Origin of the sequence: Paenibacillus sp. FSL H3-0302, assembly GCF_037982245.1 — a bacterium.
GTDB classification, from domain to species: Bacteria; Bacillota; Bacilli; order Paenibacillales; family Paenibacillaceae; genus Paenibacillus_AQ; species Paenibacillus_AQ odorifer.
Genome location: NZ_CP150284.1, coordinates 2,811,257 through 2,834,923 on the forward strand (window position 1 = coordinate 2,811,257; position 23,667 = coordinate 2,834,923).

21 protein-coding genes are annotated in these 23,667 nt (G+C 45.8%); 17 read left to right on the forward strand and 4 right to left on the reverse strand.

The window, feature by feature from the left end; all coding sequences use genetic code 11:
* Positions 1–22: 22 nt before the first annotated feature.
* The 12 genes from rpoZ (at position 23) to spoVM (ending at position 13,330) form a co-directional block, all read left to right on the forward strand.
* The gene (gene rpoZ, locus MHH50_RS12360; protein WP_036686188.1) at positions 23–223 is read left to right on the forward strand and encodes a DNA-directed RNA polymerase subunit omega; all 201 of its coding nucleotides are present in this window, start codon (positions 23–25) and stop codon (positions 221–223) included.
* A gap of 216 nt (positions 224–439) precedes the next feature.
* Positions 440–1,675, forward strand: coding sequence for a bifunctional phosphopantothenoylcysteine decarboxylase/phosphopantothenate--cysteine ligase CoaBC (gene coaBC / locus MHH50_RS12365; RefSeq protein ID WP_076280821.1), 1,236 nt, complete (start codon positions 440–442; stop codon positions 1,673–1,675).
* Positions 1,675–4,206 carry a primosomal protein N' gene (priA, locus tag MHH50_RS12370; protein ID WP_076275857.1) on the forward strand — a complete coding sequence of 844 codons (2,532 nt, stop codon included), beginning with the start codon at positions 1,675–1,677 and terminating at the stop codon, positions 4,204–4,206. Before coaBC ends, priA begins: the two co-directional genes overlap by 1 nt.
* Before the next feature lie 85 nt (positions 4,207–4,291).
* Positions 4,292–4,771, forward strand: coding sequence for a peptide deformylase (def, locus tag MHH50_RS12375; RefSeq protein ID WP_036686193.1), 480 nt, complete (start codon positions 4,292–4,294; stop codon positions 4,769–4,771).
* A 5-nt stretch (positions 4,772–4,776) separates the two neighbouring features.
* The gene (gene fmt / locus MHH50_RS12380; protein ID WP_076129147.1) at positions 4,777–5,712 is read left to right on the forward strand and encodes a methionyl-tRNA formyltransferase; all 936 of its coding nucleotides are present in this window, start codon (positions 4,777–4,779) and stop codon (positions 5,710–5,712) included.
* A 137-nt stretch (positions 5,713–5,849) separates the two neighbouring features.
* Entirely contained in the window at positions 5,850–7,181 is a 1,332-nt protein-coding gene (rsmB, locus tag MHH50_RS12385; protein ID WP_256715957.1) for a 16S rRNA (cytosine(967)-C(5))-methyltransferase RsmB, read from the forward strand.
* A gap of 151 nt (positions 7,182–7,332) precedes the next feature.
* Positions 7,333–8,373: a 23S rRNA (adenine(2503)-C(2))-methyltransferase RlmN gene (gene rlmN, locus MHH50_RS12390; protein ID WP_036686196.1), complete on the forward strand. Its 1,041-nt coding sequence runs from the start codon at positions 7,333–7,335 to the stop codon at positions 8,371–8,373.
* 6 nt (positions 8,374–8,379) lie between these two features.
* On the forward strand, positions 8,380–9,153 hold the full coding sequence (locus MHH50_RS12395) for a Stp1/IreP family PP2C-type Ser/Thr phosphatase (RefSeq protein ID WP_312148741.1): 774 nt from the start codon (positions 8,380–8,382) through the stop codon (positions 9,151–9,153).
* Positions 9,153–11,399 (forward strand): Stk1 family PASTA domain-containing Ser/Thr kinase, encoded by a 2,247-nt coding sequence (gene pknB / locus MHH50_RS12400; RefSeq protein WP_076179563.1) that lies wholly within the window; start codon positions 9,153–9,155, stop codon positions 11,397–11,399. Before MHH50_RS12395 ends, pknB begins: the two co-directional genes overlap by 1 nt.
* Positions 11,400–11,495: 96 nt before the next feature.
* Complete coding sequence (rsgA, locus tag MHH50_RS12405; protein ID WP_036686201.1) at positions 11,496–12,401, forward strand: ribosome small subunit-dependent GTPase A; 906 nt, start codon at positions 11,496–11,498, stop codon at positions 12,399–12,401.
* A 4-nt stretch (positions 12,402–12,405) separates the two neighbouring features.
* Positions 12,406–13,071, forward strand: a complete 666-nt coding sequence (rpe, locus tag MHH50_RS12410; protein WP_076179561.1) for a ribulose-phosphate 3-epimerase — start codon at positions 12,406–12,408, stop codon at positions 13,069–13,071.
* A gap of 178 nt (positions 13,072–13,249) precedes the next feature.
* Entirely contained in the window at positions 13,250–13,330 is an 81-nt protein-coding gene (spoVM, locus tag MHH50_RS12415; RefSeq protein ID WP_020431362.1) for a stage V sporulation protein SpoVM, read from the forward strand.
* A gap of 102 nt (positions 13,331–13,432) precedes the next feature.
* On the opposite strand, the gene rpmB is transcribed toward spoVM, so the two are convergent.
* A complete protein-coding gene (gene rpmB / locus MHH50_RS12420) occupies positions 13,433–13,621 on the reverse strand; it encodes a 50S ribosomal protein L28 (protein WP_036686205.1) in 189 nt (62 codons plus the stop codon).
* Between the two features lie 190 nt (positions 13,622–13,811).
* Between rpmB and MHH50_RS12425 the strand changes: the two genes are divergently transcribed.
* The 4 genes from MHH50_RS12425 (at position 13,812) to MHH50_RS12440 (ending at position 18,958) form a co-directional block, all read left to right on the forward strand.
* Positions 13,812–15,596, forward strand: a complete 1,785-nt coding sequence (locus MHH50_RS12425; RefSeq protein WP_076308130.1) for a DAK2 domain-containing protein — start codon at positions 13,812–13,814, stop codon at positions 15,594–15,596.
* An 83-nt stretch (positions 15,597–15,679) separates the two neighbouring features.
* A complete protein-coding gene (locus MHH50_RS12430) occupies positions 15,680–16,543 on the forward strand; it encodes a DegV family protein (RefSeq protein ID WP_076304166.1) in 864 nt (287 codons plus the stop codon).
* Positions 16,544–16,552: 9 nt separating this feature from the next.
* Positions 16,553–18,604, forward strand: a complete 2,052-nt coding sequence (recG, locus tag MHH50_RS12435) for an ATP-dependent DNA helicase RecG (protein ID WP_036686210.1) — start codon at positions 16,553–16,555, stop codon at positions 18,602–18,604.
* A 66-nt stretch (positions 18,605–18,670) separates the two neighbouring features.
* The gene (locus MHH50_RS12440; RefSeq protein WP_036686212.1) at positions 18,671–18,958 is read left to right on the forward strand and encodes a stage VI sporulation protein F; all 288 of its coding nucleotides are present in this window, start codon (positions 18,671–18,673) and stop codon (positions 18,956–18,958) included.
* Between the two features lie 1,667 nt (positions 18,959–20,625).
* Here MHH50_RS12440 and MHH50_RS12445 read toward each other — a convergent pair.
* The 3 genes from MHH50_RS12445 to MHH50_RS12455 form a co-directional block, all read right to left on the reverse strand.
* Positions 20,626–21,486 (reverse strand): YitT family protein, encoded by an 861-nt coding sequence (locus tag MHH50_RS12445; protein ID WP_076125880.1) that lies wholly within the window; start codon positions 21,484–21,486, stop codon positions 20,626–20,628.
* Between the two features lie 128 nt (positions 21,487–21,614).
* Positions 21,615–22,034 carry a hypothetical protein gene (locus tag MHH50_RS12450; RefSeq protein WP_340034386.1) on the reverse strand — a complete coding sequence of 140 codons (420 nt, stop codon included), beginning with the start codon at positions 22,032–22,034 and terminating at the stop codon, positions 21,615–21,617.
* A gap of 569 nt (positions 22,035–22,603) precedes the next feature.
* Positions 22,604–22,966: a hypothetical protein gene (locus tag MHH50_RS12455; protein WP_076301813.1), complete on the reverse strand. Its 363-nt coding sequence runs from the start codon at positions 22,964–22,966 to the stop codon at positions 22,604–22,606.
* Positions 22,967–23,151: 185 nt separating this feature from the next.
* On the opposite strand from MHH50_RS12455, the gene MHH50_RS12460 reads away from it, so the two are divergent.
* Complete coding sequence (locus MHH50_RS12460; protein ID WP_254848946.1) at positions 23,152–23,565, forward strand: DUF2500 domain-containing protein; 414 nt, start codon at positions 23,152–23,154, stop codon at positions 23,563–23,565.
* The last annotated feature ends 102 nt before the right edge of the window (positions 23,566–23,667 follow it).

Below are 23,667 nucleotides of genomic sequence, written 5' to 3' on the forward strand. Positions count from 1 at the left end.
TAAACTATGAAGAGGTGTCCCAGTGCTATATCCATCCATTGATGAAATGATGACTAAGGTTGACAGTAAGTATTCGCTCGTTGTCGCTGCTGCACGTCGTGCTAGACAATTGCGTGAGGGTGGCAAGACAGATGTGAAGAATCCTAGATCGCATAAATTTGTTGGTGTTGCTCTTGAGGAAATTTACGAAGATCGCATTACTCTAACCCGCGGTGAAGAGTAGTCTCAAGCATAAGTAATAATGACCTATTGTAGAAACGGATGCCGCCTATTTGTTTTGAGGCGCTGCCGTTTCTTCTTGGGTTATGGAGCATTTACGGGTCTTAAATTTATGATGAAAGCCCAGAACCGGGCTCTTTATGACAACCGGAAGGTTGTTATTTTTTTCTCGTCGTAAAGATAGCCATTCGTTGTAAGAGTAGGGAACAGGGGGGAGATCATGTTGAAGAGCTTGAAGGGGAAGACTATTTTACTTGGGATCACAGGAGGAATTGCTGCTTATAAAGCGGCGTCCTTGACCAGTAAGCTTGTCCAAAAAGGTGCCGAGGTCCATGTCATTATGACAGCTTCGGCGAAGCAGTTCATTACAGAATTAACTCTACAGTCACTATCGAAGCAACGAGTATACAGCGATACATTCCAGGAGAGAGATCCATCCTCCATTTCACATATTGATCTGGCAGATGCTGCGGATCTTGTGCTGGTAGCACCCGCGACCGCAAATATGATTGCCAAAATGGCGCACGGGATCGCCGATGATATGTTATCTACAACGCTGCTAGCTACTACGGCTCCTATTATGGTTGCACCAGCTATGAATGTTCATATGTATCAGCATCCAGCTGTACTTAATAATTTGAATATTCTAGCTACTCGGGGCATTCAATTTATTGAGCCTGGTGAAGGACTGCTGGCATGTGGATACGTTGGCAAAGGTCGGCTAGAAGAGCCAGAGGCTATTGTGAGTGTGGTTGAGAATTTTTTTGCACATCAAGCAAGCGTCGCATCCAAACCTCTTGTGGGTAAAAAAATCGTCATCACAGCGGGTGGAACGGTAGAACGCATTGATCCAGTACGTTATATCTCCAATGATTCATCAGGTAAAATGGGCTTCGCATTAGCACGTACTGCGCGCGCAATGGGAGCTGAGGTAACGTTGATTGCTGCGCGTACAGATGAGGCCCCTCCACAGGATCCAGAGATTTCAGTCATTCGTGTTCAATCTGCACAGGAAATGTATGAAGCAGTTACCGCACAGTGGGACAGCTGCGATATTATGATCAAGGCGGCGGCTGTATCGGATTACCGTCCGAAGCATAGTGAGCCTTCTAAGATTAAAAAAAGCGGAGAGACGATGACGCTTGAGCTTGTGAAGACAACGGATATTCTGGAAACACTCGGTAAGAACAAAAACAAGCAGTTTTTGGTTGGCTTTGCTGCGGAAACGGGCAATACGGAATTTTATGCTAAGGACAAGCTGGTCCGCAAAAACTGCGATCTCATCGTTGCTAACAATGTAGCGGCTGCAGGAGCCGGATTTGGAGCGGATACGAATATCGTTTCGATATATGATGTGAATGGATTGGTGCTTGAATTGCCACAATTGTCGAAGGATGAGGTTGCTCGTCGTTTGCTGACGCTCGTGGCAGAGCGAATTACTGGAGCTTCATTATAATGGATATCGCCAAGGTCATTGTGGATGTGCCTGTACGCAGCACTGACCGGCCATTTGATTATAGTATTCCAGAATCCCTGAAATTATGGATTGAAGTGGGCAGTCGGGTAGCCGTTCCGTTTGGGCACCGGACAGTCCAAGGTTTTGTAGTTTCTTTAGAATCAGGCGAGACCCTAGTGAATCCTAGCCTGAAGCCAATCCAAGAAGTGTTGGATCTGCTCCCGCCTTTATCTCCTGAATTAGTTGAGCTTGCGGACTGGATGAGTAAAAGATATGCATGTAGACGAATTTCAGCACTGCAGGCGATGTTGCCCACCGCTCTAAAAGGGAAGGCAGAACGGCTGATTTCACTTGGAGATGTGCAGGAAGAGACAGCATTTCCAGAGGATGAATTGTTCCCAATGTTTGCGGACACAGGGGATGAGGAACGGCTAATCACAGAATTTATTGGACGTAGTGGCGAAGTTTCCATGAAGCAGCTTACTCGTGCATTTCCTGAGGCTGCTGAGACGGTGAAGTTCATGCTGCGGCGTGGAGTACTTATAGAGAGTCAATCCATTAAGGATAAAATGGGCAAGAAAAAGCTCAAGGCAGTCGATCTGGCGATAGGTGTCACTGCTGCCCGGGAGGCTTTGAACAAATTTCCGAAAAAATCAGCACGCCAGAAGGAAGTTCTGAGCTTTTTAGTTGATATGGAAGCTACACTCCCCATGGCCCTTAAAGAAGTTTTGTCTGCACTCCAAGTAACGGCAAGTACTGTAAAGGCCTTGGAGGAAAAAGGATTTATCGAGATCAGTGAAATTGAAGTCTATCGCGATCCTTATCAAGGGCGAGATTTTAAACCTACCGCACCTCTACCGCTCACAGCGGAACAAGAGGTCGTATATACAAGGATTTCTCGAACCGTAGAAGAGCAGCTTCACGAAGTATTTCTGCTTCATGGCGTTACGGGTAGTGGTAAGACAGAGATCTATTTGCAGTGTATTAAACGTTGTTTAGATCAGGGTAGACAGGCTGTTGTTCTTGTTCCAGAGATTGCTTTAACGCCACAAATGGTGGAGCGGTTTAAGGGACGGTTCGGCAGCGGGGTCGCGGTTATGCATAGCCGGCTGTCTGTTGGTGAGCGATACGATGAGTGGCGTAAAATCCGTGAAGGAAAGGCCACAGTCGCTGTAGGCGCAAGATCGGCCGTGTTTGCTCCTTTCTCCAACTTAGGGCTGATTATTATGGATGAAGAACATGAGACCTCTTATAAACAGGAGGAGAATCCGAAATATCATGCCCGTGATGCTGCTATTCGTAGAGCGGAGCAGTGTGGGGCAGCTGTGATTCTTGGATCTGCCACGCCTTCGCTGGAAAGCTATCATGCTGCAAGATCGCAGAGTGATATTCATTTTTCACCGGTACTGCTGGAGATGCCTACCCGTGCGCTTGGAAATGAACTTCCAAAGGTGAACGTAGTAGACATGCGGGAAGAGCTTAAAGAAGGCAACCGTTCGATGTTCAGCCGAAAGCTTCATTCAGCACTGGAAGAGAGGCTGGAACGCGGAGAACAGACGGTGCTGCTGCTTAACCGTAGAGGTTTCTCAACCTTTGTCATGTGTCGTAGCTGTGGTTACGTAGCCGGTTGTCCAGAATGTGATATCTCACTAACATATCATAGCCGTAGTGACAATTTGCGTTGTCATTATTGTGGCCATGCTGAACCAGCACCTAAGCTTTGTCCGGAGTGTGGGAGTGAGCATATCCGGTTTTTCGGAACGGGTACACAGCGTGTGGAAGAAGAGCTTGGTAAGCTGTTCCCAGGCATAAGAGTGATTCGAATGGATGTGGACACAACAACAGAAAAAGGCTCACATGAGAAGCTGCTGAACCAATTCCGGGACAAAAAAGCGGATGTTCTCCTGGGGACTCAGATGGTAGCAAAGGGACTGGATTTTCCAGATGTCACTCTTGTTGGTGTAATCACAGCAGATTCAGCGTTGAACCTGCCCGATTTTCGCGCAGCAGAGAAGACATTCCAATTGCTTACACAAGTTGCAGGCAGAGCAGGCCGGCATCAGCTTCCAGGCGAAGTGGTCGTTCAGTCCTATACGCCAGAGCATTATTCCATTATTCATGCCAGCGGACATGACTATCTCTCTTTTGTACGTGAAGAGCTGAAGCATCGTAGAGGCCTCCATTATCCGCCGTATTGCAGACTCATCCTGGTCACATTGTCTCATGAACAGCTGCCGCTTCTACTGCGGATGGCAGAGAATTATGCTCTGAATCTTCAAGGAAAAGCCAGACAGCTAAGATGGTATGGAAGTCTCGATAAGCTAACCAGTGATGTGTTAGATCTGTTGGGTCCTGTGGCTTCACCTATCCCTCGATTAAAGGGTAGATATAGATTCCAGTGTATGATAAAATGGCGCGGCGCCATCGATGTAATTGGACTTGTCCGCCAAGTGGCTGAAGAGTTAGAGGATTCTGTACGGGATACTGGTCTTCAGATCAGCATTGATGTGGATCCGCAGATGTTGATGTAAATCCGTATCATGTTACAATGTAAAAAAAGAGCTTTATCAATTGACTTTAAATATAGAAATGTTCAGAACGGGAAGGTGTTTTGTAATGGCTATACGTTTGATCGTTAAGGAACCGGATGAAGTATTGCACAAAAAAGCTAAAGAAGTAGCTGTAGTTACTCCTAATGTTAAAAAATTGCTGGATGATATGGCACATACGATGTATGACGCTGAAGGAGTAGGGCTGGCGGCACCCCAAGTCGGAATTTTGAAACGTCTAATTGTGGTGGATGCGGATGAAGAGCATGGATTGATCAAAATGATTAACCCTGAAATCATCAGCATGGAAGGTGAACAGCTAGGGCCAGAAGGATGTCTTAGTATTCCTGGCTTGAATGGTGATGTACGCCGTGCGGAGACTGTAACTGTACGTGGCCTTAACCGTGAGGGAAAAGAGATTACGATAACCGGCAGTGGTTTACTTGCCCGGGCTTTTCAGCATGAGATTGACCATTTGAATGGAGTTCTGTTTACAGATATCGCTGAAAAAGTGTACGAGATGACTGCTAACGAGACTGAGGAGTGAGGAATATGAAGATTGTTTTCATGGGAACTCCAGCCTTTGCGGTGCCAAGCTTGCAAATGCTGGTAGATGAAGGCTATGAAGTTGTAGCTGTCATCACCCAACCGGATCGTCCGCAGGGGAGAAAAAAGATCTTGGCTCCTTCACCAGTTAAGGAAGCCGCATTAGCTCTTGGATTACCTGTGCTTCAGCCTGAACGCATGCGTCGTCCTGAGGCAGTCGCTGAGCTGGCTGCATATGAGCCGGATTTGATCGTCACGGCTGCTTATGGTCAAATTTTGCCTAAAGCTGTGTTGGACTTACCGCGGAATGGTTGTGTGAATGTACACGGTTCGTTGCTTCCTAAATATCGGGGAGGTGCTCCGATTCAGCGTAGTATCATCAATGGTGAGAAAGTGACCGGCGTTACTTTGATGTATATGGCGGAAGGGCTGGATACCGGTGACATGATCTCTCGTGTCGAAGTGGCTATTGAGGCTGAAGATACCTCTGGAACTCTTTTTGAGAAGCTAAGCCTAGCGGGACGAGATCTGTTAAAGTCTGAAATGCCACGTTTAGTGAGTGGAAAAGTTCAAGCTGTTCAGCAAGACGATAGTGAGGCAACTTATGCTCCTAACCTTAATCGCGAGGATGAACGTTTGGATTGGAACGCGAGCTCGCGTGATAACTATAATCGAATTCGTGGATTAGTTCCTTTTTCCGGCGCATTTACGCTCTGGAATGGTGAGACCTTTAAAGCTTGGGCTTCTAAACTGCCTGAAGAGCAGAAAGCAAGCGATAGTGCTCCAGGAACGGTGCTTTCTGTAACCGAGCAAGGTGTCGAAGTGAAAACAGGTGACGGAAGTCTGCTGCTGACAACGGTTCAACCTGCTGGCAAAAAAGCAATGAGTGCGGCCGATTTTAGCCGTGGTGCTGTTATGAAGCCAGGGACGGTGTTAGGTTGAGCGGCGGTGGAAATGGTGTTGGCCGATCAGCTGTAAATCCTAACGGTGGTAAGAGACAGGGGAACAATTCCAAAGCAGTTGGCAACAACGGCAGAGCTGGCAATAAGGGTAAGGTTGCCCCTGCTTCTGCCCGGGAAATCGCGCTTGATATAATGGTTAAAGTTGAACAGCAAGGTGCATATAGCAATTTGCTGCTCAACAGCAGTCTACAGAAGGCGACACTTAGCAAAGAAGATGCCGGACTGGTCACAGAACTTGTTTATGGCTCTATTTCGCGGATGAACACCTTGGATTATGTGCTTGAAGGATTTGTTAGTAAAGGGATAGCTAAACTACAGCCATGGGTCCGTAATTTACTGCGGTTAAGTTTATATCAAATTATGTATCTGGATCGTATACCGTCCCATGCAGCTGTAAATGAGGCTGTTAATATAGCGAAGAAAAAAGGCCACCAGGGAATCTCAGGGATGGTTAACGGTGTGCTGCGCAGTGTGTTGCGCGCTGGTGATCTACCGGTTCTGCCTGAGGGGCTGAGTCAAGCGCAGCGGATATCGATATTATACTCACATCCGTTGTGGTTAGTGGAACGTTGGATTACCGAGTACGGTGTCGACACGGCGGAAGCGATTTGTGCATCTAATAATGAGCCGCCTGCGGTCAGCGTACGTGTGAATACAACGATGATCAGTCGTGAAGCTCTGCTGAACCAGATGATTGAACAAGGTCTGCAAGCTTCAGCATCTGAGGTTAGTCCCTATGGCATTGTTGTGAAAGGCGGCGGAAACCTGGCGCTCACCTCTTGGTATCGTGATGGATATCTCTCCGTTCAGGATGAGAGTTCTATGCTAGTAGCTGAAGCGGTAGCTCCGGAGCCTGGGATGAGGGTGCTTGACTGCTGCGCTGCTCCGGGGGGCAAAACAGCACATATGGGCGAGCTCATGAAAGATGAAGGATCAATTTACGCTAATGATCTGCATTTGCATAAAGCGAAATTGATCTCAGATCAAGCAGAACGTTTAGGTCTTGATTGCGTATCTACAGGCAGTGCAGATGCGCTGGAGCTGGAGCACACTTTAGAGCATCAATCCTTTGATAGAATTCTTCTCGACGCACCTTGCTCTGGACTCGGCGTAATTCGCCGTAAGCCAGACCTCAAATGGCGTAAGCAGCCGGAAGATGTGGCTAGCGTAGCGTCATTGCAACGGGAATTGCTGCAGTCGGTCTCTAAACTGTTGAAACCGGGTGGCATTCTGGTATATAGTACCTGTACTACTGAACAAGCGGAAAATAGTGAAGTAGTAGCTGACTTTTTGAAGCAGAATCCTGACTTCACCGCTGTAACTTTTGCCTCCCCATTATGGGACAGGCTGGAGGGTACTGCGCTGGCTGAGGGTGAGGGAATTCAGCTGCTGCCTCATCATTATGGGAGCGACGGGTTCTATATTTCCAAGCTGCAGAGAGTCTTGTAATATAGCAAATTTTCTGACAATTGTAGTATCCTCCGCCCGCCGGGCTACCGTACGGCGGGCGTTTTCTTTTACCGTCTCTGAAATTTGTGTTAAAATAGGAAGAATGAGAAATAATACGCATATCCTTATGAAAGAACAGGTGTAGATAATAATGAAACCTTTAATATATGATTTTTCTTTAGAAGAGTTACAACAGTGGGCGAAAGACAATGGTGAGCCTGCTTTTCGTGGTGGACAAATTTTTGATTGGCTGTATGTAAAACGTGTGAATGACTTCGAAGCAATGAGCAATTTGTCCAAAGGGCTTCGCCAGAAGCTGAATGAACAATTCTCTATTGCAGCACTAACTGAAATTACTAAAATGGAATCTAAAGATGGAACTGTAAAATTCCTGTTTGGATTGCATGACGATCATGCTATCGAAACAGTTATCATGAAACATAATTATGGCAATAGCGTTTGTGTAACAACCCAAGTAGGGTGCCGAATCGGCTGTACTTTCTGTGCCTCCACACTCGGTGGATTAAAACGGGATTTGACAGCGGGAGAAATTGTAGCTCAGGTTGTTCGTTCCCAACAAATCCTTGATGCGCGCGGCGAACGTGTCAGCAGCATTGTTATCATGGGTACTGGTGAGCCGTTTGAGAACTATGATGCAACAATGAGATTCCTGCGTCTTATGATTCATGAGAAGGGCCTAAATATCGGACAACGGCATATTACTGTTTCCACCAGCGGTATTGTACCGAGCATTTATAAATTTGCAGAAGAAGATACCCAGATTAATTTGGCGATTTCGATTCATGCGCCTAACGACGCCTTGCGTTCAAAGCTAATGCCTGTTAACCGCCGTTTTCCGTTTGATGATGTAATTGAATCATTGCGTTATTATCAAGCTAAGACGGGACGACGTGTCAGCTTTGAATATGCCTTGATCGGCGGGGTAAATGACCAACCGGAGCATGCTGAGGAATTGGCCGGGGTGCTTAAGAGCATGCTGTGCCACGTCAATTTGATTCCGGTAAACCATGTGCCTGAGCGAAAATATGTACGTACTTCACGCAATGATATCTTTGAGTTTCAACGTATTTTGGCTGATAACGGGGTGAATGTTACTATTCGCCGTGAGCAAGGCCATGATATCGCGGCCGCATGCGGACAGCTGCGTGCCAAACATATGGAGTTGGGGTGAGGATATTTGATCAGAACAGTTCATGCCAGCGATATTGGCCGAGTGCGCTCTGTCAATGAGGATTCGGTCTGGATCGGCGCGACGCGCCACGGTTATACACTCGGCATAATTGCCGATGGGATGGGTGGACATCAGGCTGGTGAAACCGCAAGCAGGCTCGCTTTGGAGACAATGAGGAATAACCTGGACGGGTTAGAGCCTGAACTTCAAGACGAAGCTCTGCGTGATGCGTTGTCAGCTGCTATTTTGGAAGCTAACAGCACTGTGTTCAGGGAGGCTTCCGGTGACGATAAGTATCATAATATGGGTACTACTGTCGTTGCTGTTCTTTTGAATGGATCAAACGGATATATTGGCCATATCGGAGACAGCAGAGCCTATTTAATAAAAGACAGTGCGGCAGTTCAACTAACCGAGGATCATACGCTAGTCAATGAGCTGTTCAAGAACGGTCAGATCAGTGTGGAGGAATTGGATAATCATCCGCGTCGTAATGTGCTGACGAGGGCGCTTGGAACAGATGCTGAGGTTGAGGTTGATATGGCGCCTATAGCTCTGCTACCAGGGGGAATTTTGCTTCTATGCAGCGATGGTTTAAGCAACTTTGTCACAAATGAGCATTTAGGCAAAGTAGCAGGTATACATGAGATATCGTTAGAGGAAAGAGCGGACCGTTTACTTCAGCTGGCACTGCTCGCCGGCGGTGGCGATAATATTAGCGTCGCTTTGTTAGAACATCATGGAGAGGCCGCTGTGCCCGAAACAAAGGAGTGGGATTGATGATCGGTCACGAATTGGGCGGCCGTTACCAAGTCATCGAACGGATCGGCGGAGGTGGAATGGCGCTCGTCTATAGAGCACATGACATTCTTTTAAACCGAAATGTCGCCATCAAAGTATTGCGCAATCAGTTTGTGCATGACGAGGAATTTATTCGCCGTTTTAGGCGTGAGGCGCAGTCTGCCGCATCTTTGTCTCATCCGAATGTCGTCAGCATATACGATGTAGGACAAGAAGACGAAATTCATTACATTGTCATGGAGTATATTGAGGGTCAGAATCTTAATGAAATTATAAAAGAACGAGCGCCATTGCAGGTTGATGAATCCGTACGGATCGCTTCACAAATCTGTGATGCCCTAGATCATGCGCATCAGAATCAAATTATTCATCGTGATATAAAACCACATAATATCCTGATCGGACGCAATGGACGGGTGAAAGTAACCGATTTTGGGATTGCCCGCGCAGTTACGTCAACAACCATTACACAGACCGGTTCTGTGGTTGGTTCAGTACATTATTTCTCGCCAGAGCATGCCAAAGGTGTCTCTACAGGAGAAAAGTCTGACTTGTATTCATTAGGTATTGTACTTTATCAAATGCTTACTGGAAGCCTGCCCTTTTTGGGAGAGAGTCCGATTAGTGTAGCTTTAAAACATCTGCAAGAAGAGTTTGAAGAGCCAAAACTTCTGAATCCACTCATTCCGCAAAGCGTTGAGAATGTAATTCTGAGATCAATGCGTAAAAACCCGGAGGAGCGATACGACTCTGCCAAAGAAATGTTACAGGATTTGGAAACATGTTTATTGCCGGAGCGTCGCAGTGAGGCGAAGATTCTGTTCAACGATGAAGAAGACGAGGATCGTACGAGGGTTATCCCGGCGATAAAACCGATTCAAAGAAGCAATGGTAATCGTAATCATCGTGAGGAACGGATGGTTCGTGATGAAGATGATGAACCGGTGCCTTCAAGCAAAGGTAAAAAACAATGGGCAAAACCCACATTATGGATTGGGCTTACCTTACTATTGCTGTTGGCTATGGCCAGTCTCGTATGGTACGTTAAATCACAGCTAGTTGTTCCTGAGGTTTCCGTTCCTTATGTAGTAGGTAAACAGATAGAACAAGCACAAACTGAGCTTGAGGATTTGGGGCTTGAGGTTGCTGATCCTATTCTGTATGACTACAGTCCGAATTTTGAAGAGAATGTGGTCATTAAGCAGAGTAGGGAAAAGGATGCCAAAGTGAAAAAAGGAGCGTCCCTTATACTCACTGTGAATACGGCTAAGCCATTACCCAAGATGCCAGATGTAGTTAACAAGAGCTTTGATGATGCGGTTAAGGCATTGATGGCGCTGGGTGTAGCCCAAGACAGGATTGATAATAAACCTCTCTATGACGAAAATACAGATGAAGGTCTCATTGTAAAATCTGACCCTGCATTAAATACTGAATTCGATCCTGAGACGGTTCAAATCACCCTTTACGTTAGTAAAGGAGAAGAAAGTGTACTGTTGCCAGATCTCATCGGTAAGACGGAGAGTGAGGCAAAGGCGCTGCTTGAAGGTGCCAAGCTTGTTCTTGGAGAAGTGAAGAAAGAATCCAGCTTCAGCATTGAAGAAGGTAAAGTAACAAAGACTTGGGCATTTGATAAAGGGACAGGTACTTCTGTTCCACCTGGAACAGCGATTACGATTTACTTAAGTACAGGTTATCCACCTGAAGCCCTGAATTATACCTTTAATGTGCCAGTCGCTCCTGCTCAGGATGGGAAAAAGAGCAAGATTCGTATCGAATTCGTGGATGCGCGCAATAATGGAGAGAAACAGGATTGGGGAACACGTACCATTGGAAAGAGCCAAGTGTTATCCGTTAATCTAGTATTGGCTCCTAATAAAGATGGTTCGGTTATTGTTACCCGTGACGGTGTGCTTTTGGACACTTATGTCATTCCTTATATCGATGCGAAGAACGGAACCGTTCAGGAGCCTGAACCACCAGTTATAGCAACACCACAGCCAACTCCAACACCTTCTGCTGAACCTACGCCTACAATTGAACCTACGATTGAACCGGAGATCTTGCCGGGTTCAGGTTCAGAGAATGACGGAGGGAATAACGGGGCGGTGAATCAGACAGGGTTCGTAAACAATAGTTCTATAAATAGTGAATCGACTAATAATGGCAATAATAAGCACAACAATAAAGGCAAGGATAAATCTAAAGATAAAAACAACAACTAAACAGGGTTTAACCTGAACGGTTGGCGTAGCGAAATGACCCGGGGATATCAGACTTGGGTCATTTTCGCAAAATCAGGAGAGGAAGGCTCACTATGTATGCCTGAAGGAATAATTGTTAAGGCGTTAAGCGGTTATTATTATGTGAAACCGCTCCGCGAAGGATTAATTGCGACTGAAGAGCATTCTGTTCAATGCAGAGGCCGAGGAATTCTCAAGAAAAAAGGGATCGCTCCGCTAGTTGGAGATCGGGTTATTTATATCCTTACTGAGCATGGAGAAGGAATGGTGGATGAACTTCTACCTAGAGAATCTGAACTGATTCGTCCACCTGTAGCGAATGTTAAGCTCGCAGTGCTTTTATTCTCCGTTCGGGAGCCCGATATGAACCTGAATCTGTTGGACAAGTTTCTAGTTCATATTGAGCATTCGGGTCTGGAACCCCTAATTGTTCTGACTAAACAGGATTTGGCGGATGATGATGGTGAAGCTACCCGTTATGTTAAAGAACTTTATGAGGATATCGGATATGAAGTGATGGTCACAAGTTCACTTACTGGTGCCGGAAGCGATGAGCTAAGACAAAGGCTTACTGGAGGCATCAGCGTATTTGCGGGTCAATCCGGGGTTGGTAAGTCCACCTTATTGAATCGTATTGTTCCAGGGCTTAAACTGGAGACTGGAGAGATCAGTTTACGATTGGGACGTGGTCGTCATACGACCCGTCATGTGGAGCTGATGGATATTGGTGGTGGAGGTTTTGTTGCAGATACCCCAGGTTTTAGTCAGCTTGATTTCTTGGAGCTTGGTGTAGAAGAGCTGTCCACTTGTTTTCGTGAATTTGCTCAATACGCATCCGATTGTAAGTTCCGGGGCTGCAGTCATCAGCATGAACCAGGCTGCCGTGTAATAGAGGCTTGGAAAGCAGGGAAAATTGCGGATAGTCGCTATGATCATTACAAACTGTTTTTTAATGAAATGAAAGATAAAAAGCGGAGGTACTAACATCATGATACGAATAGCACCATCTTTATTGTCGGCGGATTTCGCGCGTTTAGGTCCAGAAGTTGCAGAGGCGGAAGCCAGTGGTGGAGATTGGATACATGTGGATGTAATGGACGGTCATTTTGTGCCGAATATCACGTTGGGTCCACCTATTGTAAAAGCTGTATCGTTACATACCAAGCTACCTCTTGATGTTCACTTGATGATTGAGTCACCAGAACGTTATATCCCTGATTTTGCTGCAGCAGGTGCAAGTGTGATCACCGTTCACGCTGAGGCATGCGTTCATTTGCATCGTGTGGTTCATCAGATCAAGGAACTGGGGCTGAAGGCAAGTGTAGCAATTAATCCGGGTACTCCGGCTTCAGCGGTGCGTGAGGTGCTAGAGGATGTGGATATGATTCTGGTGATGACCGTTAATCCAGGCTTTGGTGGTCAAGCATTCATTCCTAACACTTTGCGCAAAATCACTCAAATTCGAGAATGGGCGAATGAAGTGAATCCAGATTTATTGATCGAAGTAGATGGTGGAGTATCGGAAGATACAGCACCATTGGTTGTGGCAGCTGGAGCCGATGTTTTGGTAGCGGGGAATGCAGTTTTTGGCCGGAGTGATCGTGCTGCGGCGATCCAAGGAATTCGAGAAGCAGCCGAATCAGCACTGCGTTAAAAAATAGGCGATTGAGACTAGAGGTATAGGCCAAGTCCTCGGTGCATAAATATGGTTACATGAGCAGAAATCTCATGTAGCCTTTTTTTTGTTTTGGCAGGGAGGACTGCAGTTCGTTTCCGTTATTGACAAGAGGAAAGTCTCCTGCGTACGGCATGAATTGATGGGAGGGTAAATCATGAAATTTTACACGTTTAAGCTGCCAAGGTTTTTGGGAGGTTTTGTTAAAGCAATATTGAACACATTTCAGAAGAGTTAAGCCTCTAACAGAAAAGAAAACATGAAAAAAAGCACCTTACAAATGTAAAGGGTGCTTTTTGCTTCATATAAGTTATCGTTCGGTCTTAAAAATTGCTAAAGACTAAACGCGTTCAACTTTACCGGCTTTCAAAGCACGGGTGCTGACGTACACGCGTTTTGGTTTACCGTTCACGAGGATACGGACCTTCTGAACGTTAACTCCCCAAGAACGACGGTTGCGGTTATTAGCGTGAGACACGTGGTTGCCGCTGCTCGGTTTCTTGCCTGTTACTGCACATTTGCGGGACATAGATTACACCTCCTTATTCCTAACACCTGCATAAACAATACTTATCTATAATATCACAGCAAATTTTGCTACGTCAACCGATTCAAAAACATTTATTTCTTTTAATACTTATAGTACAATGTAAATTAGTGCATTATGTCCTGTTAATCATAGAATGATTAGGCATGAAGTTAGGAAGGGGAATTCTCAATTGAGTAAGCGTTCTATAAACGGAACAGATTTTACCGCTATGGTATTGGCTGGAGCGGATAAGCTGCAACAGCATGCAGAACACGTCAATTCCCTAAATGTTTTTCCGGTCCCAGACGGAGATACCGGTACAAACATGAATTTGACGATGACCGCAGGTGCGAATGAATTAAAGAAAAATAACACCACTTCTGTGGGCCAATGTGCAGGTGTACTCTCCAAGGGCTTATTAATGGGAGCTCGCGGGAATTCCGGCGTTATTTTGTCCCAGTTATTCAGAGGGTTTAGCAGGTATGCGGCTCAACATGATGAGCTTAATACACAGCAGTTCGCTGCTGCGCTGCAAACCGGAGTGGACGCTGCGTATAAAGCAGTTGTAAAGCCTGTAGAGGGAACTATTCTTACTGTAGCTAAAGAGGCTGCAAGACATGCTGTTTATTATGCCCGCCGTACTACTGACGTTGTGGAGCTGATGACAGAGGTATTAGCCAAAGCAAAAGAAGCCTTAGCTTATACGCCTGAGCAATTACCTGTATTGAAGCAAGTCGGTGTTGTAGATTCTGGCGGTCAAGGTTTGGTCTACATTTATGAAGGGTTTCACCAGCATCTGACGAACGGAAGTACCGGTCTGTCTGAATCTGTGCAAGGACAAACCCACACACCAGTTGCACCAGCGCCTAAACCCGTGTTAACGAAACCTGAAAATGAACTGTTTTCTGTACAGTCTTCTGCGCAGTCACAGCTATCTACTGAAGATATAGAATTTCTATATGATATGGAGTTTTTCATTAATCGCCAGTTAGGCGCTAACGTGAGAAGTAATTTTGATGAGGAAGCTTTTAGGAAAGCGTTGTCAGTTAATGGCGATTCCATTATTGTAATTTCGGATGATGAGACGATTAAAGTGCATGTGCATTCTAAGGCTCCAGGTGAAGTGATGAACTTGGCTCTTCTTTATGGGGAGATCACGCAGATTCATATTCTTAATATGCGAGAGCAGCATCGTGACCTGCTGACTGCGGGTATGGATATTGCACCAATGCCTGATGTATTCGCTGATATGCCGAATGAGAAGAGTGCAGTGCAAATGTCTCCTGCTGAGCCACCAGCTGATGATTTGGCACCTTACGGCTTCATTGCGGTATCTTCTGGCGCAGGTATTGCTGATATTTTCAAAAGCCTTGGAGTGGACGTAGTCCTTGCTGGTGGTCAAACAATGAATCCTAGCACGGAGGATTTCGTGAACGCGATTTCTTCTATATCTGCGAAGCATGTTTATATTTTGCCGAATAACTCGAACATTGTTCTTGCCGCTCAACAAGCTAAAGATCTTCTAGAAGGCGAACGTGAGATTACGGTGATTCCAAGTAAAAGTATTCCACAGGGAATAGCAGCAGCTTTTGCGTTCCAAGAGGAAGATGCTGTGGAGACTAATTCTGAGAATATGCTGGAAGCAATCTCTCATGTGAAATCCGGACAAGTAACGAACGCTGTGCGTGATACAAGCTTTGATGGGCTGGAGATTAAATCGGGCCAATTTATTGGGATTTCTAATTCTAAAATTGTTGCTGCGGCGGATGATCTTTTGGCTGCAAGTCAGGCGCTGTTATCCAACATGCTGGAGAATGGCGACGAAATCGTCACGATCCTTATTGGTGCAGAAACAGAATCCGAGGCTACTGATTCTTTGAGTGAGTGGCTGGAAGAGACTTATCCGAATGTGGAAGTTGAGATTCATGAGGGTGGCCAACCCCTGTATTATTATCTGTTCTCTGTAGAGCCATAGGTAGGAATTAATGGTTCTTTAACAATGGAGTAGAAATTTGCTATTGCGTAGTTGGCAAAATTATAGCTTGGGGGAGAAAATCCATGAATCGTACCATTATCGTCACCGACAGCACTTCAGATATCCCGCCAACAATGGCGGAAACGTACGGAATTGAGGTAGTACCGTTGACCTTAATGTTCGGCGAAGAGGCTTTTAGGGACAATCTGGATATGACTCCGGAGCAGTTCTATGAGCGTCTTCCCCGTACCTCACAGCTGCCGACTACTTCTCAACCCTCACCGGTTGAATATATGAATGTGTACCGCAGTATTCTGGAGCGTAACCCGGGCTGTTCTATCCTTTCCTTTCATATTTCTTCTGGACTGAGCGGGACTTATCAATCTGCATTGCTGGCTAAATCGATGCTGGAGGAAGAGGGAGAAGGAATCACTGTTGTGGATTCTCTCTCCGCTTCTTATGGTTTTGGATTTATGGTAGTAGAAGCTGCCAGAATGTCTGCTGAGGGCAAAGGACCTGAAGAGATACTTGAGGCTGTAGAAAGCCTACGTCAATCGCGTAAGCTTTACTTCTTAGTAGATACACTTGAATATTTACAAAAAGGCGGGAGAATTGGGAAAGCCTCCGCTATTCTGGGGACACTTCTGAATATTAAGCCGATCCTGTCCATTGATGCAGAAGGAATTATTTATGCGGTGGAGAAAGTTAGAGGCCGTAAGAAGGCTGTCGCCCGTATGATTGAACTGTTCAAGCGGGATCTGCAGGGTGTAAACAAAATCAATGTGGCCGTGGGTCATACGGCTGAACCGGCTTCCGGCGAGGAGTTCCTGAATGAGCTTGCAGGACACTTCACCTTGGAAGAAAAAGTGCTGACGAACGTCGGCCCTGTCGTGGGCAGCCATGTCGGTAACGGTACATTAGCTGTGTTCATTTGGCCTGCAAAATGAGGGATAAATATGACACTGGCATTAAATCAAATTGAAGTAAAAAACATAACTGGCGTGAGTGCTCAAAAGCAAAGCGAGCTTCACGCCTTTGGCGTCTTTACAGTAAAGGATTTATTAGAGTATTATCCGTTCCGCTACGAGGATTATCGGCCCCGCTCGCTTAGCGAGACTAAACACGGGGATAAAGTGACCGTTGAGGCAAAAGTGATCGGTATCCCTGTGCTGCAGCGCTTTGGCGGCAAGTCACGTCTCAGCTGTAAGATGGTTGCAGAGCCCTGGATGTTCACAGCAACCTGGTTTAACCGCCATTACGTAAGAGAGCAACTCACTGTGGGACGGGAAATTGTGCTGACCGGAAAATGGGATCAGAAGCGCAATCAGATTACAGTGACTGATTATGAATTTCCGGATCGTGGTGAAGGGAAGACGGGAACACTGCAGCCAGTCTATTCAGTAGGTGGTAAGATCACGCAGTCATGGATCAGGAAGGTTATTAATCAGGGACTTCAGCAGTATGGGGATCTGATTCCAGAAATTTTACCGCATTCTATTATGAGGGAATATGACTTCATGCCGCGTAAACGGGCCATTGCCACTATTCATAGGCCTGAGGACACTCGTGAAGGGCAGCAGGGGCGCCGTAGGATGGTGTATGAGGAACTATTCCTGTTCCAGTTGAAGATGCAAGCGTTCAGGGTTCTGAACCGCGGGCGGATGGATGGGGTAGTCCACACAGTGGATAACGCGACGGTACGCCAGTTCGTTCGCAGTCTGCCTTTTGAGCTTACAGATGCACAGAAACGTGTAGAGCTGGAGATTTTACATGATCTGCGTTCACCATATTGCATGAATCGTCTGCTGCAAGGAGATGTTGGCTCGGGTAAAACAGTGCTTGCGGCAGTGGCGCTTTTTGCTACGGTAAGATCTGGTTTTCAGGGCGCACTTATGGTGCCTACAGAGATTTTAGCAGAGCAGCATATGCGTTCACTTACCAGAATGTTTGAACCGTTTGGGATTACTGTAGGACTCCTGACGGGCAGTGTGACTGGCCGAAAACGTAAAGAATTATTGGCCTCGTTGCAAATGGGGATGCTTGATATCGTGGTAGGAACACATGCTTTGATTCAGGAGGATGTATTTTTCCGTGATCTGGGACTTGTAGTAACTGACGAGCAGCATCGTTTTGGTGTGAATCAGCGTGGTGTATTGCGGCGTAAAGGATATAATCCGGATGTACTGACGATGACGGCGACGCCTATTCCTCGTACGCTAGCCATCTCTGTTTTTGGCGATATGGATGTATCCACTTTATCTGAGAGGCCGAAAGGCCGGGTGCCAATAACTAGCTATTGGGTAAAGCATGATCTCATGGATCGTGTGCTGAATCTGATTAAGCGTGAAATTGATCTCGGTCGTCAAGCTTATCTGATCTGTCCGCTTATTGAAGAGTCAGAGAAGCTGGATGTGCAGAATGCTATTGATTTGCATATTCAGATGAGCCAAGCTTTCCCTAGCTATAAAGTTGGGCTTTTACATGGTAAAATGACTCCCGCTGAAAAAGATGAAGTGATGCGGGCGTTTTATAACAATGAGCTACAGCTGCTTGTGTCCACTACGGTGGTGGAGGTGGGTGTAGACGTTCCTAATGCTACATTGATGATCATTATGGATGCGGATCGTTTTGGCCTGTCACAGCTGCACCAGCTGCGTGGACGGGTAGGAAGAGGGCAGCATGCCTCTTTTTGTGTGTTGGTAGCTGATCCAAAATCTGAAATTGGACGTGAGCGAATGACTGCCATGACCGATACGGATGACGGATTTGAGATTTCCCGAAGGGATTTGGAGCTGCGTGGTCCGGGGGACTTTTTTGGGACAAAGCAGAGTGGATTGCCGGAGTTTCGACTGGCAGATATGACGGCTGACTTTGAAATTCTCGAGCAGGCGCGGGATGATGTTGCTGAGCTGCTTAAGGATGAAGCCTTTTGGACATCACCTGAATATGCATCTCTTCGGCATTATTTACAGAGTGAACAGATCTTCCAAGGAGAATTAATTGACTAACTAGGCACATGTAGCACCGAAGGCTCATATACTGTGAAAGATTGGATATGACGGGAGGTGCTACACTTGGGTTATCAACAATTCGGAATTAGCCCTCAGTTGGTGGATCGCATCAAGCTGAAGATGAAAAACTCGACTGTGAAGGATCGTATCAAAAGTATGATTGAGGGCATCTCGAAACAGGAGCTGCAGGATCCTGCGGTTGTTCGCAGATTGGTACGAAAAGCGTCAGGTGTATTGAACGAGAAATTGACCTCGACACAGGAAGAACAAATTGTAAAGTTTATCATCGCGCAGAAAATCGATCCGAACAACACCTTTCATTTGATCCGCTTGTGGGGAATGTTCCGTTAAGTAGAGTATTAAATGAAAAGTAGGGGTTGTCCATAGATGTTTTTTTCATCGTATGTGACAGTCTGCAAGCAGCGATCCTCCTATTACTGGAGGATCGCTGCTTTGCTTTTTTGGCCGTAGTTACGGCAAGCTGCAATATGTTTCTATTCTTGACAACCGATGCCACCGAATCGTGGTCATTCGTCGTCCGGTACCGCTGAATGATGTTCATCCATCGTTTGATGCCACCGAATCATGGTCAACCTTCGTCAGATGCCACTGAATCATAGTCAACCGTTGTCCAATACCGTAGAAATATGATCATTCGCTATCCGATACCGCCGAATTATATCCATCCTACGTCTAATACCACCGAATTATATCCATCCTACGTCTAATACCACCGAATCATAGTCATCCGCCGTCCGATGTCGCCGAATCATGTTCATCCACTGTCCGATCCCGCCGAATCAAGTTCATCCACCGTCCGCTGACCCCGAATCATGTTCATCCGCAAGTCGATCCCGCCAAATTATGTTCATCCGCTGAGGTATTCGGACTCCAATGACGTTATTTACAAATATATCGCTTTTGGAGCAAGGTTTCGGACTCCAGTGCAGTTATTCATAAGAAATAGACTCGTAGTTGGTGTTTTTTGTGCCAATTGGAGCTATGCGGTCCGATAGCATTCAAAATTCAGGATAATTCCGCGTATAAGGTCCGCTGTGTCCGATGCCACCGAATTCCATTCATCTGACGTGGGGTACCGCTGAATTATGTTTATCCATCGTCTGATGCTACCGATTCATGTTTATCCATCGTCTGATGCTACCAAATCATGATCATCCATCGTCTGATGACCCCGAATCATAGTCATCCACCGTCTGTTCCCGCCGAATCATGATCATCCGCTGTGGCATTCGGACTCCAATGACGTTATTCACAAATATATCGCCTTTGGAGCAAGGTTTCGGACTCCAGTGCAGTTATTCATAAGAAATAGGCTCATAGTTGGCGTTTTTTGTGCCAATAGGGGCTATGCGGTCCGATAGCATCCAAAATTCAGGATAATTCCGCGTATAAGGTCCGCTGTGTCCGATGCCACCGAATTCCATTCATCTGCCGTGGGGTACCGCTGAATTATGTTTATCCATCGTCTGATGCTACCGATTCATGTTCATCTATCGTCTGATGCTACCGAATCAAGTTCATCTGCTGTCGGTTACCACCGAATCAAGTTCATCCACCGTCCGATCCCGCTGAATCATGATCATCCGCTGTGGCTTTCGGACTCCAATGACGTTATTCACAAATATATCGCCTTTGGAGCAAGGTTTCGGACCCCAGTGCAGTTATTCATAAGAAATAGACTCGTAGTTGGCGTTTTTTGTGCCAATAGGGGCTATGCGGTCCGATAGCATTCAAAATTCAGGATAATTTCGCGCATAAGGCCCGCTGTGTCCGATAGCTGCCTCAATCGCGCAAACATGTTAGATTAAGCGAAGTTTGAGGCCTCACACAAGGAGTTTGAGGCTTCGATCAAGAAGTTTTGGGTCACAAACAAAAAATTGGGATCTTCGCTCAAGAAATTAGGTCTCGCTCAGAAAAATTGGTTGCGATCAAAGGCTAAATTCAAAAAGAAGGGAGCGCTCCAGCCATTTTGATGGCTTAAGGGCGCTCCCTTCTTTTTATTCGTGTAAGCGTGTTTGTCTATGATCTTTAGTGGCTGATCTAAACACAATTTGGCTCTCTGAATCACACTGTAGAACGAGTGCCCGAAGATGCTCTTCTTCCATTCTGTTCGTCAGACAAAACAACGTGCTAACCTCTCCATCTTGCCCTGAACCTTCAGCAATCGCAGCTTCTCGGTTTAGGGAGCTTGCGATTGCTTGCTGAATGTCCAAACATCGGCTGCTGGTAATCCAAGCAGTGCGGGAGTGGGATAATCCCCGTAGTGAGATACGAACACCTTCGAAAGCCAGCAGGTAGGCAATAATAGAATACATTGCTTGCTCCCAACCGAACAATGTACCTGCAAAAAGCAGAATTGCACAGTTCAGGATCATAATAACGACTTCCGTTGATTTTGGAGGTCCGCCGCTCAGCAGAGAATACCCCTGGTCACTGGCTTGTTTATTTACACCGCCGAATCTCACAGATATTCCAATACCTACTCCAAGACAGATGCCTCCTGCCATTGCGGCAGGTAAAGGATCGCTAATCACAGCAGGAAAACGATGCAGCGCAAGAGACGCGATGGTTAGGCAGGTTAATCCCAAAACAGTGTAAAGAGCAAAGCGGAGATTTACTTGTTTTCGCGACATAAATATAAAGGGCAGATTGAATAGAAATAGAAACAATCCAAGCTGCATTTCAGTAGTATGAGCGAATAATGCGGATAAACCTGTAATCCCGCCGACAACAAGGCCATGTGGCATTAAAAATAATTCCAATCCTACAGCAGCAAGCAATGCGCCGGCAATGACTGTAAGAACTCGGAAGGTAGAGCTTCTTTGTAGCTGTTGACGTTGATTTATTTTGTTCTGCATAGTTTTTCCTCCTTCAACAGGGGAAACGACCTTACTCATTTTCAGTGGCTATGGCAGATTTTTTGGATATTCGTGCATCATGTCGTTTCTCAAAGTTGAATACTTTATCCATTATTTTATAAATCTATTTAGATTCCTTCGTCAGACAATGTCCAAGGACAACATGGATCAGCACGTAAATGTCTGCGAATGTCTGCGAATGTCTGCGAATGTCTGCAAATGGCTGCGAATGTCTGCGAATGTCTGCGAATGGCTGCGAATGGCTGCGAATGGCTGCGAATGGCTGCGAATGTCTGCGAATGTCTGCGAATGGCTGCGAATGTCTGCGAATGGCTGCGAATGGCTGCGAATGGCTGCAAATGTCTGCGAATGGCTGCAAATGGTTGCAAATCTCTGCGAAAGGCTGCAAATGGCCGCAAATGGCTGCAAATAGCTGTAAAGGGCCGCGAATGTCTGCGAATGTCTGCAAATGGTTGCAAATCTCTGCGAAAGGCCGCAAATGGCTGCAAATAGTGAAGACTAGCCAGCACTCCGCTTTCTTTACCCAAATTGGCTAAAACAATTTAAAGTTTATCCCGTGAGACTATAGGCATCCAATGATAGATGAAGCATGAAGGCTGTGACCAACGCTTCGTCCGGCCAGCAAGCCTGCAACGAAGTTGCCAATCAGCGTAACGACAACTGCTGCAAGGGAGCTTAGAGCGCCTCACCGCCTAAGGTGGGTGGATGTACCTCAGTCTCTAGCTGAAGAAGAAGATGGCACCTAAGAAATAACGAAATAGGATCACGAGCTTTTCAATTCGTCTAACATGTTCGGTTTCAGCGAGGACAAGTCCACTAGTAGTGCGCCAATAACTTCTGTCTGCTAGACGAGTACTCTCGGAGAATCCAGCAATCAAGAATAGTGCTGCGAATATTACTAATGTACACCGGAACGGATATCCAGAACATGGTTCAGCCAAGATACTTGCTTTCTTCCGGTGGATGATGAGCAATGCGAGCATGTATACCTACCGGTAAATCCGCATCTCTATAATTCATGATACATAAGATTTTTATCAATTGAAGTTCTAAATTCCCTTCAGCCGACATTCATTTAGGGCAGAGGTGAACTTCGCTAAGGTAGTGATATTAGAAAATGAGACGTGAATTTTAACAGGTACAGCCGCAGTCGAAGCAGGAATTTATAAATCACTGGACGGAACAGTAAAGAAAGTACAGGGAGTATTGCAATTACCGCAAGTGACTTCGCTCCCCACTGTTCAGTTATTTTGATGGCTCCTACCTGAGGGGTTATTTGAGGTGCAATCCTTACGGGAGGTGTAAACTTTCGCTCGTAGCGTTCAATTTCGGATGTCGTTGATTCTTGCTCCGTAGTGAATAATCCTCCAGACCAGGCAGGTGGAAAAGAAAACATCATTCCCAGAATTAGGACGATACGAAGAAACCAATGTAGTGATAAACGCGCTATATATTGCACCGAAATAACACCTCCCAACTGTATGTAGTATTTAAAAGCATACCATACCTTTTCCTTTGAATCCAAATTGTTTTGTGAAAAAAATTCATATATAGATGATGAAAACATGAAACCGAACGGGAAAAATGACGTATTTCGCAGCATAGATAACTTTTATTATCTAGTTTCAGTCAGGAGGGATAAATTTGAGCGAATGGCAGGATTTTAACGGTTTTGATGAGCGCAGCTTTTTCGGAAGTTTCATTCATGAGATGCCACTGTTTTTTAAATTATTTGCTTTGCTTTTTCTTGGCCTTTTCGTTTTTATAATTGTTAAATCAGTGAGAATCTGGATGTCCAATAACGCAAGTCCTTTGATAAAAGCAAACTGCACAGCGGTCACCAAACGAACCGAGGTATGGGGTGGATCCGGTGAATCGAGAGCAAATACTAGTTATTATGTTACGTTTGAGTTTGCCGATGGCTCTCGATTGGAGTTGCAGGTAAGAGATCAGGATTTTGGCCTGATTGTAGAAGGGGACCGAGGTGAACTCCTATATCAAGGGACTAGGTTTAAAAGCTTCAATCGCGATTTGAAGAAAGAACATCTAAATTTCTAAAAAAGTACATACCATTCAAGAATCACCATGCCTGTTTTGGGTAAAACTCATATGAGAGGTTTTACCAGATCTCAATTCTGGAAGGAGGCTATGGTCTTGAAT

Bases quoted from the DNA above. Each gene is read 5' to 3' on its own strand.
- coaBC (WP_076280821.1), top strand. From the start codon at position 440: ATGTTGAAGAGCTTGAAGGGGAAGACTATTTTACTTGGGATCACAGGA.
- priA (WP_076275857.1), top strand. From the start codon at position 1,675: ATGGATATCGCCAAGGTCATTGTGGATGTGCCTGTACGCAGCACTGAC.
- def (WP_036686193.1), top strand. From the start codon at position 4,292: ATGGCTATACGTTTGATCGTTAAGGAACCGGATGAAGTATTGCACAAA.
- fmt (WP_076129147.1), top strand. From the start codon at position 4,777: ATGAAGATTGTTTTCATGGGAACTCCAGCCTTTGCGGTGCCAAGCTTG.
- rlmN (WP_036686196.1), top strand. From the start codon at position 7,333: ATGAAACCTTTAATATATGATTTTTCTTTAGAAGAGTTACAACAGTGG.
- pknB (WP_076179563.1), top strand. From the start codon at position 9,153: ATGATCGGTCACGAATTGGGCGGCCGTTACCAAGTCATCGAACGGATC.
- rsgA (WP_036686201.1), top strand. From the start codon at position 11,496: ATGCCTGAAGGAATAATTGTTAAGGCGTTAAGCGGTTATTATTATGTG.
- rpe (WP_076179561.1), top strand. From the start codon at position 12,406: ATGATACGAATAGCACCATCTTTATTGTCGGCGGATTTCGCGCGTTTA.
- spoVM (WP_020431362.1), top strand. From the start codon at position 13,250: ATGAAATTTTACACGTTTAAGCTGCCAAGGTTTTTGGGAGGTTTTGTT.
- rpmB (WP_036686205.1), bottom strand. From the start codon at position 13,621: ATGTCCCGCAAATGTGCAGTAACAGGCAAGAAACCGAGCAGCGGCAAC.
- MHH50_RS12430 (WP_076304166.1), top strand. From the start codon at position 15,680: ATGAATCGTACCATTATCGTCACCGACAGCACTTCAGATATCCCGCCA.
- recG (WP_036686210.1), top strand. From the start codon at position 16,553: ATGACACTGGCATTAAATCAAATTGAAGTAAAAAACATAACTGGCGTG.
- MHH50_RS12445 (WP_076125880.1), bottom strand. From the start codon at position 21,486: ATGCAGAACAAAATAAATCAACGTCAACAGCTACAAAGAAGCTCTACC.